Raw genomic sequence first — 18187 nt, 5'->3', positions numbered from 1 at the left:
GTCACCTCCCCTGCCACTTCGGCGGGCGCTTCTCCGTGAAGGCCGCGTGGAACTCGGCGTAGTCCTCGCCGTTCATCAGCAGGGCCTGGGTCGAGGCGTCCAGCTCGATCGACGCGGCCAGTGGCATGTCCAGCTCGGCGGTCAGCAGAGCCTTCGTCTGGGCGTGGGCCAGGGCCGGGCCGTCGGCCAGCCGGCGGGCCAGCCGCTGGGCCGCCTCGTCCGCCCGGCCTTCCTCGGTCAGCTCGCTGATCAGGCCGATGCGCTCGGCCTCGGGGGCGCGGACCGCCTCGCCCAGCATGAGCAGACGGGTGGCGTGGCCGAGGCCGACGACCCGGGGCAGCAGATAGGCCGCGCCCATGTCACCGCCGGACAGGCCGACGCGGGTGAAGAGGAAGGCGAAGCGGGCCGAGGGGTCCGCCACGCGGAAGTCGGCCGCGAGGGCGAGCACCGCTCCCGCGCCCGCCGCCACCCCGTGCAGGGCGGCGACCACCGGGAACGGGCACTCCCGGATCGCCCGCACGACCTGGCCGGTCATCCGGTTGAAGTCGAGCAGCTGGGCGGTGTCCATGGCGAGGGTGGCGCCGATGATCTCGTCCACGTCACCGCCGGAGCAGAAGCCGCGGCCCTCGCCGGCCAGCACCAGGGCGCGCACGGCGCGCTCCCGGGACAGCTCGGCGAGCAGATCGCGCAGGTCGGCGTAGCCGCCGAAGGTGAGGGCGTTGAGTTTGTCGGGGCGGGCGAGGGTGACCGTGGCGACGCCGTCGGCGAGATGGACGCGCAGATGCTCCCAGTCCGAGGTGCGGGCGGCGGAGCCGGTGAAGGGACTCATGACGTGCGGCCTCCTGGGTCGGCGGTGCCGTACGTTGCTCTGTCCCCCGAAGTTATCACTCATTTGTGACTGTCGTCACGAGTGCGCGACAGCTGTACGCCGATCGGGCGGGGTCCGTCCGCTGCGTCACCGGTCGGCGACAGGGCCGTAACAGTGGGCACCGGCGTGCGAGGCGGGGCGTTCGGCGGGGTAGACCGACTGCTGCCGGGGCCGAAGGTCCCGGGCGAAACCCGGTCCACGGCCCCTGGGGCCGGGGCCCGTACCATTCCTACAGTCGAAAGCAGGACAGCCTGCTCCATGAACGGACTCACCGTGCACGAACGCCCCGCCGAATCGGCCTCCTGGCGCATCGCGCTGCCGCACACCACCGCGGCGGTGCCGGTGGCGCGCGCCCTGGTCCGGACGGCTCTCGCCGAGGTGGAGCACACGGCTTGCAGCGACACCGCGGAGCTGCTCACGGCCGAGCTGGTGGCCAACGCGGTGGAGCACACCGCCGGGCGCGGCCCGATAGAGCTGGTGGTGGAGCTGCTGCCGACCGGCTGCCAGGTCGAGGTGCACGACGCGGACCCGGCGCCGCCCGGCCACCTGACCCGCCCCGTGATCGAGGTGCCCGACCCCTGGCAGGAGGACGGCCGCGGGCTGCTGCTGATCCGCGCCCTCAGCTCGTCCTGCGGGCACCGCCCCACCCCGTCGGGCAAGGCGGTGTGGTTCAGACTGCCTGCGGTTCCCGCTCAGCGGCGGCGCTCGGCGTGAGCGGAGACGTCTCGGCGGCGGGGCGGGCCAGCGTGGAGTGCCGGCGGCCGTAGGCGACGTAGACCAGCAGGCCGGCGGCGAGGAAGCCCGCGAACTGGAGCCAGGTCTGCCAGCCCGTCTCGTAGATCAGGTACAGGCAGAAGGCGACGCCGAGCAGCGGGACCACCGGGTAGAGCGGGACGCGGAAGCTGCGGGTGAGGCCCGGTTCGCGGCGGCGCAGGGCGATCACCACGATGTTGACGACCGCCATGATCGCGAGCGTGCCGATGGTGCACAGGTTCATCACGGCGTCCAGGGAGGCGAAGGCCGCCGGGAGTGCGAAGACGACCGCGACGATCAGGGTGCCGGCGACGGGGGTGGAGGTCTTCGGGTTGACCTTCTCGAAGACGCGCGGGATCAGGCCGTCGCGGGACATCGACATCAGGATGCGGGTCTGGCCGTACATCACCGCGAGGACGACCGAGGCGATGGCGACGACCGCGCCGAAGGCGATCACCGCGCCACCGACGGTCGAGCCGGTGACCTCGTTGACCACGTACGACAGCGCGGCGGGGCGGCCGGCGACCTGGTCGCCGCCGATGGCACCGATCGCGGCGAGCGCGACCGCGCAGTACAGCAGGGTGACCAGGCCCATGCAGACCATGATCGCGACCGGGATGTCCCGGCGCGGGTTCTTCGCCTCCTCACCGGCCGTGGTGATCGCGTCGAAGCCGATGTAGGAGAAGAACGCGGCGGTGGTGCCCGCGCCGATGCCGCCGAGGCCGGCCGGCGAGAACGGGGTGAGGTTGCCGTGCTTGAAGGCGCTGTAGCCGACGGCACAGAAGGCGAGCAGGATGACGAGCTTGACCGCGGCCATGGCGGCCGTCGCCCGGGCGCTCTCGCGCACGCCCCGCACCAGCAGCAAGGACGCCATCGCGATGACGATCACGGCGGGCAGGTTGATGATCCCGCCGTCACCGGGGCCGGCGGACAGCGCGGCCGGGAGCTGGACGCCGGTGAGGCTGTGCAGCAGCTCGTTGACGTACTGGCTCCAGCCGACCGCGACGGCCGAGATCGAGATGCCGTACTCCAGCAGCAGGCACCAGCCGACCAGGAAGGCGGTGGACTCGCCGAGCCCGGCGTAGGCGAAGGAGTACGAGGACCCGGAGACCGGGATCGCGCCGCCCAGCTCCGCGAAGGAGAAGGCGGTGAAGACACAGGTGATCGCGGCGAGGACGAAGGAGACGACGACGGCCGGACCGGCCTGGGCGACGGAGTCGGACAGGCCGACGAAGATGCCGGTGCCGACGATGGCGCCGACGCCGAAGCAGATGAGCTGGAAGAGGCCCATCGTGCGCTTCAGGCCGTGGCCCTCGCGGTCGGCACCGGATTCGGCGACGAGCAGGTGCGGGGACTTGATGCGGGGAGCGGGCATGCGGGTGGTGCTCGTTTCTGGTGGTGCGGGCGACCGTCGTAGGGCCGCGGCGACGGCCTCGGAAGGGGGTGGATCCGAGGCCGCCGGTCAGGATAAGGCCTGGTGGGGACGGTGGACTACGGTCGCGGCGCGAGTGTGGCGATCAGCACCGCCTTGATGGTGTGCAGACGGTTCTCGGCCTCGTCGAAGACGACCGAGTGGGCGGACTCGAAGACCTCGTCGGTGACCTCCAGGGAGGTCAGGCCATGGGTCTCGTGGATCTCCTGGCCCACCGCCGTGCCGAGGTCGTGGAAGGCGGGCAGGCAGTGCAGGAACCTCACGTCCGGGTTGTCCGTCGCACGCAGGACGTCCATGGTCACCGCGTACGGCGCGAGGGCCTTGATCCGCTCGGCCCAGACGTTCTTGGGCTCGCCCATGGAGACCCAGACGTCGGTCGCGACGAAGTCCGCCCCGCGGACGCCCTCGGTGACGTCCTCGGTGAGGGTGACGACGGCCCCGCTGCCCGCGGCCAGCTCGCGGGCCCGGGCGACGATCTCCTCGGCGGGCCAGTAGGCCCGCGGCGCGACGATGCGCACGTCCATGCCGAGCAGCGCGCCGGTGATCAGATAGGAGTTGCCCATGTTGAAGCGGGCGTCGCCGAGGTAGGCGAAGGCGGTCGCGGTGAGCGGCTTGGCACTGTGCTCGGTCATGGTGAGCACGTCGGCGAGCATCTGGGTGGGGTGCCAGTCGTCCGTGAGGCCGTTGTAGACGGGCACGCCGGCGTACGCGGCCAGCTCCTCGACCTTGTCCTGGCTGTCGCCGCGGTACTCGATGGCGTCGAACATCCGGCCGAGCACCCGCGCGGTGTCCTTCACGGACTCCTTGTGCCCGATCTGGGAGGCGGAGGGGTCGAGATAGACCGTGCGGGCACCCTGGTCGGCGGCGGCGACCTCGAACGCGCAGCGGGTGCGCGTCGAGGTCTTCTCGAAGACCAGCGCGATGTTCCTGCCCCGCAGGTACGGCGTCTCGGTCCCCGCCTTCTTGGCGGCCTTCAGCTCGGCTGCCAGCTCGACCAGGCCGCGGAACTCCTGCGCGGTGAAGTCGAGCTCCTTGAGGAAGTGGCGGCCGGCGAGGGCGGTCGGGACTGTCGCCATGGGGGCGCTCCGGGGGTACTGGGGACAGGAACACTGGAATTCTATACGAAGACCAGAATTTCTATACGGCCGCACGGGGTCCGTTCGGTCACACCGCTCACACGGGGTCCCGCTCCACGGGGCAGCTCATGCACCGCGGGCCGCCCCGCCCCCGCCCCAGTTCACTGCCTGGGATCTCGATCACCTCGATGCCCTGCTTGCGCAGATGCGTGTTGGTGGTCACGTTCCGTTCGTAGGCGACGACGACGCCGGGCTCGACGGCGAGCACGTTGCAGCCGTCGTCCCACTGCTCGCGCTCGGCGGCGTGCACGTCCTGGGTGGCGGTCAGCACCCGGATCTCGCCGAGGCCGAGGGCGGCGGCGATGGCGCGGTGCATGTGCTCCGGCGGATGGTCGGTGACCTTCAGCTCCCGGTCACCGACGCCCGGCTCGATGGTGTACGAGCGCAGCATGCCGAGGCCGGCGTACTGGGTGAACGTGTCGCCGTCGACCATGGTCATCACGGTGTCGAGGTGCATGAAGGCGCGCCGCTTGGGCATGTCGAGCGCGACGATCGTGCGCGCCGAGCCGGCCGCGAAGAGCCGGGAAGCGAGCATCTCCACGGCCTGCGGCGTGGTGCGCTCGCTCATGCCGATCAGGACGGCACCGTTGCCGATCACCAGGACGTCGCCGCCCTCGATGGTGGAGGGGTGGTCGGACTGCCCCTGGGACCAGAAGTGGAACGTTTCGGCACGGAAGAGCGGGTGATGCCGGTAGATCGCCTCGAAGTGGACGGTCTCGCGCTGCCGGGCGGGCAGCCGCATGGCGTTGATGGCGACCCCGTCGTAGACCCAGGCGGAGGTGTCGCGGGTGAACAGGTGGTTGGGAAGGGGGCCGAGGAGGAAGTCGTCGAGGTCCATCACATGGAAGCGGACGGACGCCGGCTCCGGGTGCGCCTGGAGAAACTCCCGCTTGGTCATGCCGCCCACCAGCGCCTCGGCCAGCTCCCGCGCGGGCAGGCCCGCGAAGGCGGCGCGCAGATGGTCGGCGGCGAGGGGACCGTACTCCTTCTCGTGGAAGACCCGGTCGAGCACGAGGGCGCGGGCTTCGGGCAGTTCCAGGGTCTCGGTGAGCAGGTCGCCGAAGAGGTGGACGACGACTCCGCGGTCACGCAGGACGTCGGCGAACCCGTCGTGCTCGGCACGCGCCCGGCGCACCCACAGGACGTCGTCGAAGAGGAGGGCGTCCTTGTTGCTGGGGGTGAGCCTTTTGAGCTCGAGGTCGGGCCGGTGCAGGATCACGCGGCGCAGCCGCCCGGCCTCGGAGTCGACACGGTATGTCATGCCTCCATCCTGGCCGCACTCGACCGCCTTCACGCCCTTGTCGGCCGTTTCCCGCCCCTTCCTGTTCTCGTCCTATTGACGAGAAGCGGAACCTTCACTTATCGTCGTGATGACGAAAAACGGAGCCGGAACAACAGGCCGACACGCGGGTCCTGACAACGGGTCCGCAGAACGAGGGGGGTTCCATGGCCGACATCACGCGGCGCCTGGGCGGGCGCCACCTGCGCGGCGCACCGACGGCGCACATCCGGCACCACCGCGGCGAGAAGCTGCTGCACGACGGGCCGGGGCTCAGCTTCTGGTTCCGCGCACTGACCTCGGCGATCTCCGAAATCCCGGTCGACGACCGGGAGTTGGCCATGACCTTCCACGCCAGGACCGCCGACTTCCAGGACGTGTCCGTGCAGGCGACGGTCACCTACCGCGTCGCCGACCCGGCCGTGGCCGCCGCCCGCCTGGACTTCTCCATCGACCCGGACACCGGCGCCTGGCGCGGCACCCCGCTGGAGCAGCTGGGCACCCTGCTCACCGAGACCGCGCAGCAGCACGCGCTGGACGTCCTGGCCCGCACCCCGCTCGCGGCGGCACTGGCGGACGGGGTGCGGGCCGTGCGCGAGCGCATCGCGTCGGGGCTCGGCGCCGAACCGCGGCTGCCGGCGACCGGCATCGAGGTCGTCGCGGTCCGTGTGATGGCGCTGCGGCCGGAACCGGAGGTCGAGCGGGCCCTGCGCACCCCGGCCCGGGAACAGATCCAGCAGGAGGCCGACCGCGCGACCTACGAGCGGCGGGCCGTGGCGGTCGAGCGGGAGCGCACCATCGCCGAGAACGAGCTGTCCAGCCAGATCGAACTCGCCCGGCGCGAGGAGCAGTTGGTCGAGCAGCGGGGCACCAACGCCCGCCGCGAGGCCGAGGAGGCGGCCGCGGCGGACGCGGTGCGCGCCCGGGCGGAGGCGGCACGTTCGGTGCTGCTCGCCGAGGCGGAGGCCGAGCGGTCGGTGAAGCTCGCCGAGGCGGAGGCGGCACGCTCGCTCACGCTCACCGAGGCCGAGGCCGCCCGGTCCCGGCAACTCGCCGAGGCGGAGGCCGCGCGCACGGCCGTGCTGGCCGACGCCGAGGCCGCGCGGGCCGTACGGGTCGCCCGGGCCGAGGCCGAGGGCGCACGCGAGCTGGGCGAGGCGCGGGCCGAGGCCCAGGCGGCCTGGCTGCGGGTGCACACCGAGGCCGGCGTCGACGGGGCGACGACCCTGCGGGCGCTCACCGCCACCCGCCTGGCCGAGAACCTGCCGCGCATCGACAGCGTGACCGTCTCGCCGGACGTGCTGACCGGACTGCTCGCCCGGCTGGGTACGGGGGCGGCCGAGTGAGCCTCGCCCCGCGGGCCGTGCTGGTCCACCGCACCACGGAGTACGAGGAGCTGGTGGCCCGGCACGGCACGCACGGCCAGGCCGCGTTCTTCCTCGCCTCCCGGGGCCGGGACATCGAGGAGGTCGCCGCACGCCACCGCCGCGCCCGCGCCGCGCTGGCCGAGGTCATCTCGGCGGTGCCGCTGACCTGGCGGCAGGCACAGGTGGAGCGGGGCGATCTGGACCGGTTCCTGTTCGCGCCCGAGGACGTGGTCGTGGTGATCGGGCAGGACGGGCTGGTGGCCAACGCCGCCAAGTACCTGACCGGTCAGCCGGTGATCGGCATCGACACCGATCCCGGCCGCAATCCCGGTGTGCTGGTACGGCACCGCCCGGACGACGCGCCGAGGCTGCTGCCGTCGGCGACGGACAGCGCGGCGGACGAACTCACCATGGTCGAGGCCGTCGCCGACGACACCCAGCGGCTGCTGGCGCTCAACGAGATCTATCTGGGCACGTCCGGTCATCAGACCGCCCGCTACCGCCTGGGCCTCGAGGACGACGGGGGTGTCGTCGAGGCCCAGGCCTCCTCCGGGGTGCTGGTGGGGACCGGCACCGGTGCGACCGGCTGGCTCCGCTCGGTGTGGCAGGAGCGGGGCAGCCGGATCGCGCTGCCCTCCCCCACCGAGGACCGGCTGGTGTGGTTCGTCCGCGAGGCCTGGCCGTCACCGGCCACCGGTACGAGCCTGGTGGCCGGCGAACTCGGGTCCTCGGCGGCGCTGACGGTCACCGTCGAGTCCGACCGCCTCATCGCCTTCGGCGACGGCATCGAGACGGACGCGCTCCAGCTGACCTGGGGCCAGACGGTCCGCGTCGGGGTGTGCGAGCAGCGGCTGAGGCTGGTCGGCTGACCGGCCTCACAACCGCGGGTCCACCGGCTCCGACTCCAGGGCCAGCACCCCGAAGACCGCCTCGTGCACCCGCCACAGCGGCTCCCCGTCCGCGAGCCGGTCCAGGGCCTCCAGGCCGAGGGCGTACTCGCGCAGGGCGAGGGACCGCTTGTGGTTCAGGAACCGCCGCCGCAGCCGGGCGAGGTTGTCCGGCCGGGTGTACTCGGGGCCGTAGATGATCCGCAGGTACTCACGGCCCCGGCACTTGATGCCGGGCTGCACCAGTCGGCCCTCCTGGTCGCGGACGAGCGCGCCGACCGGCTTGACCACCATGCCCTCGCCGCCGCGGCCGGTCATCTCCAGCCACCAGTCGACGCCCGCGCGGACCGACTCCGCCTCGCCGGTGTCGACGTACAGCCTTCTGGTCGTCCGGAGCAGTCCGGTGCCGTCGTGCTCCACCAGCCGGTCGATCAGGGCGAGTTGCTGGTCGTGCGGCAGCGCGGCGAGGCTGCGGCCCTGGACGGCCAGCAGTTGGAAGGGGGCCAGGCGTACGCCGTCCAGGCCGTCCGTGGTCCAGCAGTAGCGGCGGTAGGCGCGCGTGAACGCGGCCGCGTCCGAGGCGCGTTCGCGCTGCCTCTCCAGCAGGCCGCCGACGTCCACCCCGCGTGCCGCGGCGGCCTCCAGCGCGCCGAGCGCGCCCGGGAACACCGCGCCGGAGGCGGCGCCCACGGCCGCGTACTGGCCGCGCAGCAGACCGGAGGCCTTCAGCGACCACGGCATCAGCTCGGCGTCCAACAGCAGCCATTCGGTGGCGAGTTCGTCCCACAGTCCGGCCTCCGCGATCGCCGAGCGCAGCCGGCCGAGGATCTCCTCCGTCACCGACTCGTCGTCGAAGAAGGGCCGTCCGGTGCGGGTGTGGAGCGAGCCGGTCGGGCCGTCCACACCGAATCGCCGCGCGGCCGCCGCCGCGTCCCGGCACACCAGGGCCACGGCCCGCGAGCCCATGTGCTTCTCCTCGCACACGACGCGTGCTACCCCGTCCCGCGCGTACTGCGCGAAGGCCTCCACGGGGTGCTCCAGAAACTGTCCATCAGCGGCTCCGCCTCGGGCATCCCCCTGCGAGGTCGCCGTCGGTGCCATGGTCGGCGGCAGGTACGGCAGCAGACGCGGGTCGATCGCGAACCGGCTCATGACCTCCAGCGCCGCCGCCGCGTTCTCCTCGCGCACCGCGACCCGGCCGGCGTGCCGGGTCTCCACGGCCCTGCGGCCGTACACGTCCGCCAGATCCAGCGGCCGGCCGTCCTGTCCGCCGGGCGCCTCGGCGCTGGGGGTACCTCCCGCTCGAGCGAAGCCGAGAGTGGGGGAGGGCGCGTACCAGACCCGCTCCGCCGGTACGTCCACCAGCTCGCGCTCCGGCCAGCGCAGCGCGGTCAGCTTGCCGCCGAAGACGGCGCCGGTGTCCAGGCAGATGGTGTTGTTGAGCCAGGTCGCCTCCGGGACCGGGGTGTGCCCGTAGACGACGGCCGCGCGCCCCCGGTAGTCCTCCGCCCAGGGGTAGCGCACCGGCAGCCCGAACTCGTCGGTCTCGCCGGTGGTGTCGCCGTACAGGGCGTGCGAGCGGACCCGGCCGGAGGTACGGCCGTGGTACCGCTCGGGCAGGCCGGCGTGGCACACGACCAGCTTGCCGCCGTCGAGGACGTAGTGGCTGACCAGGCCGTCCAGGAAGCGGCGCACCTCCGCCTCGAACTCCGCGCTCTCGCCCTCCATCTGCGCGATGGTCTCGGCGAGGCCGTGCGTGTGCTGGACCCTGCGCCCCTTGAGGTAACGCCCGTACTTGTTCTCGTGGTTGCCCGGCACGCACAGCGCGTTCCCGGACCCGACCATGGACATCACCCGGCGCAGCACACCCGGGGAGTCGGGGCCGCGGTCGACCAGGTCGCCGACGAAGACGGCGGTACGGCCGGCCGGGTGCACGCCGTCGGTGTAGCCCAACCTCGCGAGCAGCGACTCCAGTTCTGCGGCGCAGCCGTGGACGTCGCCGATGATGTCGAAGGGGCCGGTGAGGTGGGTCAGGTCGTTGAAGCGCTTCTCGGTGACGACGGTGGCGCTCTCCGCCTCCTCGACCCCGCGCAGGACGTGCACCTTGCGGAAGCCCTCGCGCTCCAGGTGCCGCAGGGAGCGGCGCAGTTCGCGGATGTGCCGCTGGATGACCCGGCGGGGCATGTCGGCGCGGTCGGTGCGGGCCGCGTTGCGCTCGGCGCACACCTCCTCGGGCACGTCGAGCACGATGGCGATGGGCAGCACGTCGTGCTTCCTCGCCAGCTCGATCAGCTGCCGGCGGGCGTCCTGCTGCACGCTGGTGGCGTCCACGACCGTGCGGCGGCCGGCGGCCAGCCGCTTGCCGGCGATGTAGTGCAGGACGTCGAAGGCGTCCCGGGTCGCGCCCTGGTCGTTCTCGTCGTCGCAGACCAGGCCGCGGCAGAAGTCGGAGGAGATCACCTCGGTGGGTTTGAAGTGCCGGCGGGCGAAGGTGGACTTGCCGGAGCCGGAGGCGCCGACGAGGACGACGAGGGAGAGGTCGGTGACGGGCAGGGCCCGTCCCGTGCGGGCCTCGGTCATGCGGCCTTCGCCTCCTTCGGGGTCTCGGTCGTGGTCAGGGTGAACACGGCCATCTGGGTGGGCGGTCCGACCTCCGGGTCGTCCGGTCCCACGGCGGTGAACTCCACTTCGTAGCCGTGCCGTTCGGCCACGTCGGCCGCCCAGGCGCGGAATTCCTCGCGGGTCCACTCGAAGCGGTGGTCGCCGTGCCGGACGTGTCCGGCGGGCAGGGTCTCCCAGCGGACGTTGTACTCGACGTTCGGGGTGGTCACGAGGACCGTGCGGGGGCGGGCGGCGCCGAACACCGCGTACTCCAGGGCGGGCAGCCGGGGCAGGTCGAGGTGCTCGATCACCTCGCTGAGCACGGCGGCGTCGTAGCCCGCGAGGCGCTTGTCGGTGTAGGCGAGCGAGCCCTGCACGAGCCTGACCCGGGACGCCTGGCGCTCCCCCATGCGGTCCAGCTTCAGGCGCCGCGCGGCGATGGCGAGCGCCCGCACGGACACGTCGAGCCCGACGACCTCCGTGAACCGCGCGTCCTTCAGCAGCTCCCGCACCAACTCGCCCTGTCCGCAGCCGAGATCCAGCACCCGCGAGGCGCCGCGGGCACGCAGCGTGGCGAGGATCGCCTCCCGGCGCTGCACCGCGAGCGGGGTCGGCCTCGGCTCGGTCTCCGTCTCCTCGGCGACCGCGTTGTCCAGTTCCCCGACGTCGCTGTCGTCGGCCTCGGCGAGCCGGACCAGCTCCAGCCGCTCCCTCGCCTGCCGGGCCAGGGACCAGCGGCGGGAGAGGTAGCGGGTGGTGATGAGCCGCTGCTCGGGGTGCCCGGGCAGCCAGCCCTCGCCCGCCCGCAGCAGCTTGTCGACCTCATCGGAGGAGACCCAGTAGTGCTTGGCGTCGTCCAGGACCGGCAGCAGGACGTACAGGTGGCGCAGCGCCTCGGCCAGGGTCAGCCCGTCCGACTCCAGCACCAGGCGGACGTAGCGCGAGTCGCCCCACTCGGGGAACTCACTGTCCAGCGGCACCGGTTCGGCGCTCACGCTCCAGCCGAGCGGCTCGAAGAGGCGGTGCACGAGGGCGGGGCCGCCGCGCGCGGGCAGCGCGGGCACCTCGACGCGCAACGGCCGTGCCTGCCCGGGCAGTTCCGGACGAGTGGCGCACACCCCGCGCATGGCGCTGGAGAAGACGCCGCTCAGCGCGACCGCGAGCAGCGAGGAGGCCGCGTAGGGCCGGTCGTTGACGTACTGCGCGAGCGCCGCGTCGGGCGCACCGCCCCGCCCCTTGCCCTTGCCCCGCCGGACCAGCGCGACCGTGTCGATCTCCAGCAGCAGCGCGGCCGTGCAGCGCCCGGCGTCCGCTTCGGGGTAGAAGACATGGGCGGTGCCGTAGGACGTGGAGAACTTCTGCGCCTTGTCGGGGTGCTTGTGCAGCAGGAACCCGAGGTCGGTGGCCGGGTGGGCGGCGTCGCCGCGCGTCGAGATCGTCAGGAACACCCGCCCGATTCTTCCGGTCTCGCACCCGGTTGACCACCAGTTTTCGGTACGGCCCGCCCCCTGCTACGGCCGCGCGCCGGTGCCCGTCACGATGCGTCGGCGACGATCCTTTGGGCATGGTGCACGGCCCGCCGTTCCGCCGTGCGCAGGTCGTCCAGCTGCGCCTTGTTCCTGCCGATGGCGGCGTTCTGGCGGCGCGCTTCGAGGGAGTGGACGGACGGGATGTAGCCGGTGTCGAGCTTGCACGTCGCGTCGGCGGCCGCCGTCTTCTTCTCCTTGTCGGAGGGCCGCTCGGTCCGGTACCAGGCGATGTCCACGGACGCCTTGTCCGGATCGGTGTAGCGGAATCCCTTCTTCTTCATGCAGTCCGACCACGCACGGTCGGCCTTCTTCCAGGCCGGGTCCTTGCGCGCCTCCTTCTGCGACTGGAACCAGAGCAGTTGGGCGAGCGAGTAGTAGCCGGTGAGCTTCACGCCGTCGATCTTGGCCGCCTTGGGCGGCGGGCCGTAGATCGTCCGGTTCGCCTGGCCCAGGCAGCCTTCTTCGGGGATGCGGTGCCCGTGGACGACGTGGCTGTCGCCGGACTCGAACCCGCCGGTGAGGGCGGCGTACTGGTCGGCGGGCCACTCCTGGCCCTGGGCCGACCCGGCCTGCCCCTGGTTGTGATAGCCGTGCTCGGACGCCACGTCGGGGTCGTCCACGCCGTACGGGCTGTCGTCGCCCAACGTGCCACCGAGGCCGAGCGTGCCCTGCCGGACCGGGTAGGTCGACTCGAGGCCTCGGGTGTCGAGCGCCGCGAAGCCGGAGAAACCGAGCCGCACCATGCACTTCTTGGCGAGGATCCACTGGGCCCTGCTGACGGCCTTGCCGTCGGCCGAGGCGGGGTCCGGCAGGTACGCGTGCAACGGGAGCGCCGTCATGGCGTTGAGCCGGTGGGCCTCGCCGGAGGTGTCGTTCCCGTCGGCGAACTGGCAGGCCGACACGGCGAACAGGCCGGCGAGAGCGAGAGGCAGGACTTTGCGCACGGGGTCATCCGATCAGGAGCCGATCATGGGCGCCGTGACGGAGCCCACAATTCCGCCACAGAAAGCGCACAGTCGACCCACATCTCCGAAGCTCAGGTGAAGTCCGCCCGGGCCAGATGGGTCCCGCAGACGCGGCAGCGGAAGAGGTATCCGGTCGGCTGCCCGTCCTTGTCGAGCGCCCCGAGGAACTCCTCCGTGGGACCGGCCGCCCAGCCCCATCCGGCACACTCCCGGCGCAGCCGGTCGAGCGCGTCCGGATGGCTCCTGAGCTGCTTCGCGCCCACCGCCCCAAGGAACACCGCACCGTCGCCGCAGTGTTCGGGCCAGCCCCAGTCCTGCCAGGTGGCGAAACCGGGCGTGCGCTCGCAGATCTGGCGGGCCGCCTCGTCCGGCATCGGACCCGCCTCGACGTCGTTGAAGAACACACCGAACCGCTCGGCCGCGGTGCCGAACGCGATGCAGTAGGGGCACAGGCGCCCGTCCGGTACGTCCTCGCCGTGGACCGGACCGGTGTAGATCCAGCCCTGGTCGCGCCCGCAGCAGGCGCACGGCTCGTCGGCGGCGGTCACCGACCCGGTGGCCACCGGGTCCGGGTGGTAGGGGAACGGCGGCAGCATGGGCCGGCGCCGGGGCTCCGGCCGCGGCCTGACGACCTGTTCGATCGCCTGCCCGGTCAGCGCGGCGGCCGGCACCACGACCGCCCGCGCCCGCAGCTCCCCGGGCAGGTGCCGCAGGTCCTCCTCACCGGTCACGATCACCGTCGGGTCCCCGAGCAGCACGATCGCCGCGCCGGTACGGCGGGCCAGTTCGGCGACGATGTCCAGAACGCCGGGGCCCGGCCGGGCGAACGACACCCCGAGATGCAGATACACATCGGCGTCACTGCCGTCGGCGGCCCGCACCCACTCGACCGGCTCGCCGTCGGGAACGTCGTAGGGGGCGTACGGCATCAGCACCTCACGCACGGCCGAGGCGTCCATCGGCACGACGTCGCCGTCGCGGAACGCGTGAACGGAGATGCCGGATCCCATGTCCCTTACTCCACCACACACCGGCCCCGCGACGGCATCCCCGGGACTCGCGCAGACGACCGTGAGCACGGGAGGGACCTCTCACCGAGGTTGCGGGTCACAGCCGCGCGCCGCCGGTGCCACGGCGGCTGCGACCCGGCCGGGGCCTAGGACAGCTGCGACTGGACCTGAGCCGAGATCAGCTCCAGGTGGTCCAGGTCGTCCAGGTCCAGGACCTGGAGGTAGATGCGGCGGGAGCCGATCTCGGCGTAACGGCCGATCTTGTCGACGACCTCGGCCGGGGAGCCCGCCAGACCGTTGGCCTTCAGCTCGTCCGCCTCACGGCCGATCGCGGCGGCGCGCCGGGCGACCTCCTGGTCGTCCTTGCCGACGCAGACCACGAGCGCGTTGGAGTACGTCAGGTCGTCCGCGCCGCGGCCGGCCTGCTCGGCGGCGGCCCGCACCCGGGCGAACTGCCGCTCGCTGTCCTCGACCGAGGCGAAGGGGATGTTGAACTCGTCGGCGTACTTCGCGGCCAGCCGTGGCGTACGGGTCGCGCCGTGGCCGCCGATGAGCACCGGGACCCTGCCCTGGGCGGGCTTGGGCAGCGCGGGCGACTCGGTGAGGTCGTAGAACGTGCCGTGGAAGTCGAAGGTCTTGCCGGCCTCGGTCGCCCACAGCCCGGTGACGATCGCGAGCTGTTCCTCCAGCCGGGCGAACTTCTCCTTCGGGAACGGGATGCCGTACGCCTTGTGCTCTTCCTCGAACCAGCCGGCGCCGAGGCCCAGCTCCACGCGGCCGCCGGACATCTGGTCGACCTGGGCGACCTGGATGGCGAGCACGCCGGGCAGCCGGAAGGTGCCGGCCGTCATCAGCGTGCCGAGGCGGATGCGCTTGGTCTCACGGGCCAGGCCTGCCAGGGTGATCCAGGCGTCGGTGGGGCCGGGCAGACCGTCCGCGCCGCCCATGCGGAGATAGTGGTCCGAGCGGAAGAATGCGTCGAACCCGAGGTCCTCGGTGGCTTTCGCCACGGTGAGCAAGGTGTCGTAGGTGGCCCCCTGCTGGGGCTCGGTGAAGATTCGAAGGTCCATACACCCATCCTGCACGCCACGGCTCGCGTCAACCTCGCCGGTACCGCCAGGCACCGTCGTCCCCGGTCGGGTGAAAATCGGGCGTGGGGCGCGCCGGGCGCCGTGCGGGCCAGTGACCGGCCCCGGTGATGATCGTTGGGACGTCGGAGCCGGGCCGTCCGGCACCCGCGCCGGGCGGTGGCCGCCGTCGCGCGTCATCGCGTCGGCCCTGCCGGGCCGGGAGCCGAGGAGGCCGTCATGTCCGAAGACTCCGCTGCACAGCAAGGCGGCTGCGCCGACCGGCCGAAGGGGTTGCTGGAGCAGATGGAAGAGCTGATGGCCGCGTTGAACGCGGATCTGTCGGAGCTGGCCGATCTCCAGGGCGATCAGAGCCCTCTCCGGGACGCCGGCCTCGGCTGAGCTGCCCGCCCCCGCTCCGCGGGTCGGCCTCGGGAGCCGGACGGGCTGTGGGCGCCACACTCACCAGGCACCCGACGGGCTGTTCTCGCTTCCGCTGTCCGGTAAGACCTCCTCCCGCGCCGCCAGCTTGCGCAGCATCTCCAGGACGCGGTCGCGGGACTCGTCGGCCGCGTCGATGGCCTCCATGCACTGCCAGTACGTCGTCTCGTCGGCGGCGGCGCTCGCCATGCCGACCAGGGCCATGCCGACCTCGCCGAGCAGATCCCCGAGGCAGAGCAGGGTCTCGCGGGCGTCGTCCAGCCGGGTGAGCTGGGCGGCCCGCAGATCGCCGGGGTCGAGTTCGGGCGGGTCCAGGACGCCGCAGCCCCGGCCCGCCAGTTCCGTCAGGCCGAGCGCCTCGCCGCGCAGCTCCGGCGGTCCGGAGACCGCGAGCCGGCTGCCGATCGCCTGGGCCAGGGCCTGTGCCTGCCAGACCTCCGCCATGATTTCGCCTGCGTCCGCGCCGTTCGCCAGGGCTCGCCTGCTCGTGAGGATGAGCCGTATCGCATCCATACGTCGCCCCCGTCCCTCCACATGCTTTCTCGCACATCGGCTTGAACTCCCTTTTCCACTACCCAGAGTGAGGGTCTGTCGGGTGAAAAGCCAGAGGTGAACGGAAATTTGTGGACAACAATTCGGATTCGACAGCCGATTTGACCACGGAGAGTGACAAGGCGGTTCAGGGGCCCGGCAGTTGACCCGGTTCGTCCTCGCCCTCGTCCCCGGCGACCGGAAAACGCCGTTCGTTACGGTCGATCTTGGCGGCCAGAGCCGTCAGCGGATCGATGCCGAGCGCCGCGCAGAACTGGAGGAGATAGGCGAGGACATCGGCGACCTCGTCCTCGACGCGGTGTGCGGAGCCGGGGTCGTCCATCACGCGCGCGGACTCCTCCGGGGTCAACCACTGGAAGATCTCGACCAGTTCGGAGGCCTCCACGGAGAGGGCCGCGGCGAGGTTCTTGGGCGTGTGGTAGGGCTGCCAGTTCCGCGCAGCCGCGAACGCGGCGAGCCTGCGCTGGAGTCGGGCCAGGTCATGGGGTTCCGTCACGGTCCAGGTGTACCACTGTGACGCCCTCGGCCCCGGTGGCCCATGAGGCGTCGCTCACCGCGCCCAGACACCGGATGTGCCCGCGCTCGCCCATCCGGGCCGCCATCCGCAGCAGTGCGAGGCGCTGGACCGGGTCGAGACCGCGGTCGAAGCCGTCGGCCAGGACGGTGAGGGCGCGCAGCGCGTCCGGCACCTCGCCGGGGGTGTCCATGTCCAGCACGCCGGGTCCGGTCAGCAGCACCAACGTCAGGGCCAGATAGCGCAGTTCGCCGTCGCCGAGCCGGGCCAGCTCGGTGCGGAAGCCGTCGCCGCGGTCGAGCAGCGCCCGTACCGTGCCGTCGGTCAGCGGCTCGGCGATCAGGTCGGTCACCGGCCCGGCGCAGCCCGCGCGCAGCGCCTCGACCAGCAGCCCGTGCCGGCGCCCGCACTCGGCACGGGTGCGCCACAGCACGTCGGCGAGGTTGTCGCAGCCCGGCAGCAGCCGGCCGGAGCCGAGGGGGACGGGCGTGCGCATGTACTCGGGCCGGGGGTCACAGGGGAAGACGGAGCGCAGGGCGACCACCATCTGCTCGGCGGCGGCGAGGACATGCCGCTGCCCGTCCGTCTTGCCGGCCACGCGCAGCGGCAGCAGGGCGGTGCCGAGGTGGTCGTCGGGCAGCGGTGCGCGGGTCACCGGGGCGGAGCCCGCGGTGTGCCAGGCGGCCTGGACGGTCCGGCGGGACGGATCGCGCAGAGCGGTCTGCAGCAGGACGACCCCGCCCGCGGTCAGCCGCTCCCCCACGATCCTGAGGCCGGGTTCGGCCTGTACGGCGAGGTCGAGCCGGACCGGTCCCCCGACGCCGTCGGCCGTGCATCCGATCCGGAAGCCCCGGCGTCCCCCGGCGTCGGGGCGGGCCCGCTGCGGCACACAGGCGAGCGGATCCGGGAACGCCTCGGCGAGCGGGGCTCCGCCACCGAGCCGGGCGAGCGCCTCGTACGCCATGAAGGCGGTCGTCTTCCCCGCTCCGCTGGGCCCGGCGAACAGGGTGACGGGCCCGAGCCGGAACCCGGCCCGCCGGTGTCCGGCGAAGGCCGACAGCCGCAACTCGGTGATCCGGGCGCGCACATCGGGAAGGTCCCGGGAGTCGCGGGACTGCGCGGGGACGGTCCCGCCGGACGCGGCGACCGCCGGCGGCTCGGCGGACACGGAAGGCACGGCCATGTGCGGACCGTAGAACTCCGCCGAACCGGCGAACCGTTTTGCCCTGCGCACCTTCCTACGATCGGGGGACGACCCGCAGGGACGCCGGTATGAAGAACGTCCCGCCGACGCCGAGGAGCCGACACTCGCGGCTCAGCCCCCGGAGGCCCCCGCCCCCTCCATCAGCCCGCTGACCTCGGTCCCGGGCGGGGTGAGGAGGAACACGTTCCGGTCGACGCGGTGCATTCCGCTGCCCAGGCCGAAGACGACGCCCGTACTGAAGTCGAGGACGCGCTTGGCGACGTCGCCCTCCGCGCCGGAGAGGTCGAGCAGGACCGGCGCGCCGGCCATCAGTGTCTCGGCGACATCCCGGGCGTCCGCGAAGACGTTGACCCGCAGGACCACGAACCGGCGCCGGGTCTCGGTCTCGGCGTCCGGCAGCGCGCGGTGGCTCACCGCGGACGGCCAGGCGTCCCGGCCCCGCAGCGGCACGACCTGGGCGAGCCCTTCCCACTGTTCATCGGTGACGTCGTAACGGCTCACCGGCTCCCCCCGACCTGACTCGCACTCAATGGCTGCACCACCCAATTCTTACGCCAAGTCACCCGTTCGGCCCAACAACGA

17 protein-coding genes are annotated in these 18187 nt (G+C 72.5%); 4 read left to right on the top strand and 13 right to left on the bottom strand.

The genetic code is table 11. The features are described 5' to 3' along the window. Position 1 precedes the first annotated feature (1 nt). Entirely contained in the window at positions 2–829 is an 828-nt protein-coding gene (locus tag ADK64_RS05465) for an enoyl-CoA hydratase family protein (protein ID WP_053655353.1), read from the bottom strand. 297 nt (positions 830–1126) lie between these two features. Here ADK64_RS05465 and ADK64_RS05460 point away from each other — a divergent pair, with 297 nt between their 5' ends. Continuing rightward, a complete protein-coding gene (locus ADK64_RS05460) occupies positions 1127–1582 on the top strand; it encodes an ATP-binding protein (protein WP_053655351.1) in 456 nt (151 codons plus the stop codon). Here the strand turns inward: ADK64_RS05460 and ADK64_RS05455 are convergent. From ADK64_RS05455 to ADK64_RS05445, 3 genes are all read right to left on the bottom strand, one after another. Beyond that, positions 1539–2996 (bottom strand): amino acid permease, encoded by a 1458-nt coding sequence (locus ADK64_RS05455; protein WP_053655350.1) that lies wholly within the window; start codon positions 2994–2996, stop codon positions 1539–1541. The two genes, ADK64_RS05460 and ADK64_RS05455, sit on opposite strands and share 44 nt — an antisense overlap. Positions 2997–3112: 116 nt before the next feature. Further along, positions 3113–4129 carry an ornithine carbamoyltransferase gene (gene argF, locus ADK64_RS05450; RefSeq protein WP_053655348.1) on the bottom strand — a complete coding sequence of 339 codons (1017 nt, stop codon included), beginning with the start codon at positions 4127–4129 and terminating at the stop codon, positions 3113–3115. A 97-nt stretch (positions 4130–4226) separates the two neighbouring features. Further along, on the bottom strand, positions 4227–5450 hold the full coding sequence (locus tag ADK64_RS05445; RefSeq protein WP_053655346.1) for an arginine deiminase: 1224 nt from the start codon (positions 5448–5450) through the stop codon (positions 4227–4229). A gap of 185 nt (positions 5451–5635) precedes the next feature. Here ADK64_RS05445 and ADK64_RS05440 point away from each other — a divergent pair, with 185 nt between their 5' ends. Together ADK64_RS05440 and ADK64_RS05435 are read left to right on the top strand one after the other, a co-directional pair. Beyond that, positions 5636–6814, top strand: a complete 1179-nt coding sequence (locus ADK64_RS05440) for an SPFH domain-containing protein (RefSeq protein WP_053655343.1) — start codon at positions 5636–5638, stop codon at positions 6812–6814. Continuing rightward, positions 6811–7704: an NAD(+)/NADH kinase gene (locus ADK64_RS05435; RefSeq protein ID WP_053655342.1), complete on the top strand. Its 894-nt coding sequence runs from the start codon at positions 6811–6813 to the stop codon at positions 7702–7704. Before ADK64_RS05440 ends, ADK64_RS05435 begins: the two co-directional genes overlap by 4 nt. A 6-nt stretch (positions 7705–7710) precedes the next feature. Here the strand turns inward: ADK64_RS05435 and ADK64_RS05430 are convergent, their stop codons facing one another. From ADK64_RS05430 to ADK64_RS05410, 5 genes are all read right to left on the bottom strand, one after another. Further along, the gene (locus tag ADK64_RS05430; protein WP_053655340.1) at positions 7711–10302 is read right to left on the bottom strand and encodes a polynucleotide kinase-phosphatase; all 2592 of its coding nucleotides are present in this window, start codon (positions 10300–10302) and stop codon (positions 7711–7713) included. Then, positions 10299–11771 (bottom strand): 3' terminal RNA ribose 2'-O-methyltransferase Hen1, encoded by a 1473-nt coding sequence (locus ADK64_RS05425; protein WP_053655338.1) that lies wholly within the window; start codon positions 11769–11771, stop codon positions 10299–10301. Before ADK64_RS05425 ends, ADK64_RS05430 begins: the two co-directional genes overlap by 4 nt. 86 nt (positions 11772–11857) lie before the next feature. Beyond that, a complete protein-coding gene (locus ADK64_RS05420) occupies positions 11858–12796 on the bottom strand; it encodes a hypothetical protein (RefSeq protein ID WP_053655337.1) in 939 nt (312 codons plus the stop codon). A gap of 92 nt (positions 12797–12888) precedes the next feature. Continuing rightward, complete coding sequence (locus ADK64_RS46990; protein ID WP_234384466.1) at positions 12889–13827, bottom strand: CbrC family protein; 939 nt, start codon at positions 13825–13827, stop codon at positions 12889–12891. Between the two features lie 146 nt (positions 13828–13973). After that, positions 13974–14897, bottom strand: coding sequence for an LLM class F420-dependent oxidoreductase (locus tag ADK64_RS05410; RefSeq protein WP_053655335.1), 924 nt, complete (start codon positions 14895–14897; stop codon positions 13974–13976). Between the two features lie 237 nt (positions 14898–15134). Between ADK64_RS05410 and ADK64_RS46540 the strand changes: the two genes are divergently transcribed. Then, entirely contained in the window at positions 15135–15296 is a 162-nt protein-coding gene (locus ADK64_RS46540; RefSeq protein ID WP_199829489.1) for a hypothetical protein, read from the top strand. A gap of 60 nt (positions 15297–15356) precedes the next feature. On the opposite strand, the gene ADK64_RS05405 is transcribed toward ADK64_RS46540, so the two are convergent. The 4 genes from ADK64_RS05405 to ADK64_RS05390 form a co-directional block, all read right to left on the bottom strand. Continuing rightward, positions 15357–15848 (bottom strand): DUF6099 family protein, encoded by a 492-nt coding sequence (locus tag ADK64_RS05405; protein WP_199829488.1) that lies wholly within the window; start codon positions 15846–15848, stop codon positions 15357–15359. Between the two features lie 166 nt (positions 15849–16014). After that, entirely contained in the window at positions 16015–16383 is a 369-nt protein-coding gene (locus ADK64_RS05400; RefSeq protein ID WP_053655333.1) for a nucleotide pyrophosphohydrolase, read from the bottom strand. Continuing rightward, positions 16367–17584: a biotin transporter BioY gene (locus tag ADK64_RS05395; RefSeq protein ID WP_053655331.1), complete on the bottom strand. Its 1218-nt coding sequence runs from the start codon at positions 17582–17584 to the stop codon at positions 16367–16369. The genes ADK64_RS05400 and ADK64_RS05395 overlap by 17 nt, the downstream gene beginning before the upstream one ends. 132 nt (positions 17585–17716) lie before the next feature. Continuing rightward, positions 17717–18106 carry a cell division protein SepF gene (locus ADK64_RS05390; protein ID WP_053655329.1) on the bottom strand — a complete coding sequence of 130 codons (390 nt, stop codon included), beginning with the start codon at positions 18104–18106 and terminating at the stop codon, positions 17717–17719. Positions 18107–18187 lie beyond the last annotated feature (81 nt).

The sequence above is a fragment of the Streptomyces sp. MMG1121 genome (assembly GCF_001280015.1).
Classification (GTDB): domain Bacteria; phylum Actinomycetota; class Actinomycetes; order Streptomycetales; family Streptomycetaceae; genus Streptomyces.
Note: the sequence above shows the minus strand (reverse complement) of the source record. Positions and strands in the feature narration are given on the sequence as shown.

Excerpts from the sequence above, each read along its gene's own strand:
- argF (WP_053655348.1), bottom strand. The coding sequence starts at position 4,129 with ATGGCGACAGTCCCGACCGCCCTCGCCGGCCGCCACTTCCTCAAGGAG.
- ADK64_RS05430 (WP_053655340.1), bottom strand. The coding sequence starts at position 10,302 with ATGACCGAGGCCCGCACGGGACGGGCCCTGCCCGTCACCGACCTCTCC.
- ADK64_RS05445 (WP_053655346.1), bottom strand. The coding sequence starts at position 5,450 with ATGACATACCGTGTCGACTCCGAGGCCGGGCGGCTGCGCCGCGTGATC.
- ADK64_RS05405 (WP_199829488.1), bottom strand. The coding sequence starts at position 15,848 with ATGGATGCGATACGGCTCATCCTCACGAGCAGGCGAGCCCTGGCGAAC.
- ADK64_RS05465 (WP_053655353.1), bottom strand. The coding sequence starts at position 829 with ATGAGTCCCTTCACCGGCTCCGCCGCCCGCACCTCGGACTGGGAGCAT.
- ADK64_RS05410 (WP_053655335.1), bottom strand. The coding sequence starts at position 14,897 with ATGGACCTTCGAATCTTCACCGAGCCCCAGCAGGGGGCCACCTACGAC.
- ADK64_RS46540 (WP_199829489.1), top strand. The coding sequence starts at position 15,135 with ATGTCCGAAGACTCCGCTGCACAGCAAGGCGGCTGCGCCGACCGGCCG.
- ADK64_RS05395 (WP_053655331.1), bottom strand. The coding sequence starts at position 17,584 with ATGGCCGTGCCTTCCGTGTCCGCCGAGCCGCCGGCGGTCGCCGCGTCC.
- ADK64_RS05440 (WP_053655343.1), top strand. The coding sequence starts at position 5,636 with ATGGCCGACATCACGCGGCGCCTGGGCGGGCGCCACCTGCGCGGCGCA.
- ADK64_RS05460 (WP_053655351.1), top strand. The coding sequence starts at position 1,127 with ATGAACGGACTCACCGTGCACGAACGCCCCGCCGAATCGGCCTCCTGG.
- ADK64_RS05455 (WP_053655350.1), bottom strand. The coding sequence starts at position 2,996 with ATGCCCGCTCCCCGCATCAAGTCCCCGCACCTGCTCGTCGCCGAATCC.
- ADK64_RS46990 (WP_234384466.1), bottom strand. The coding sequence starts at position 13,827 with ATGGGATCCGGCATCTCCGTTCACGCGTTCCGCGACGGCGACGTCGTG.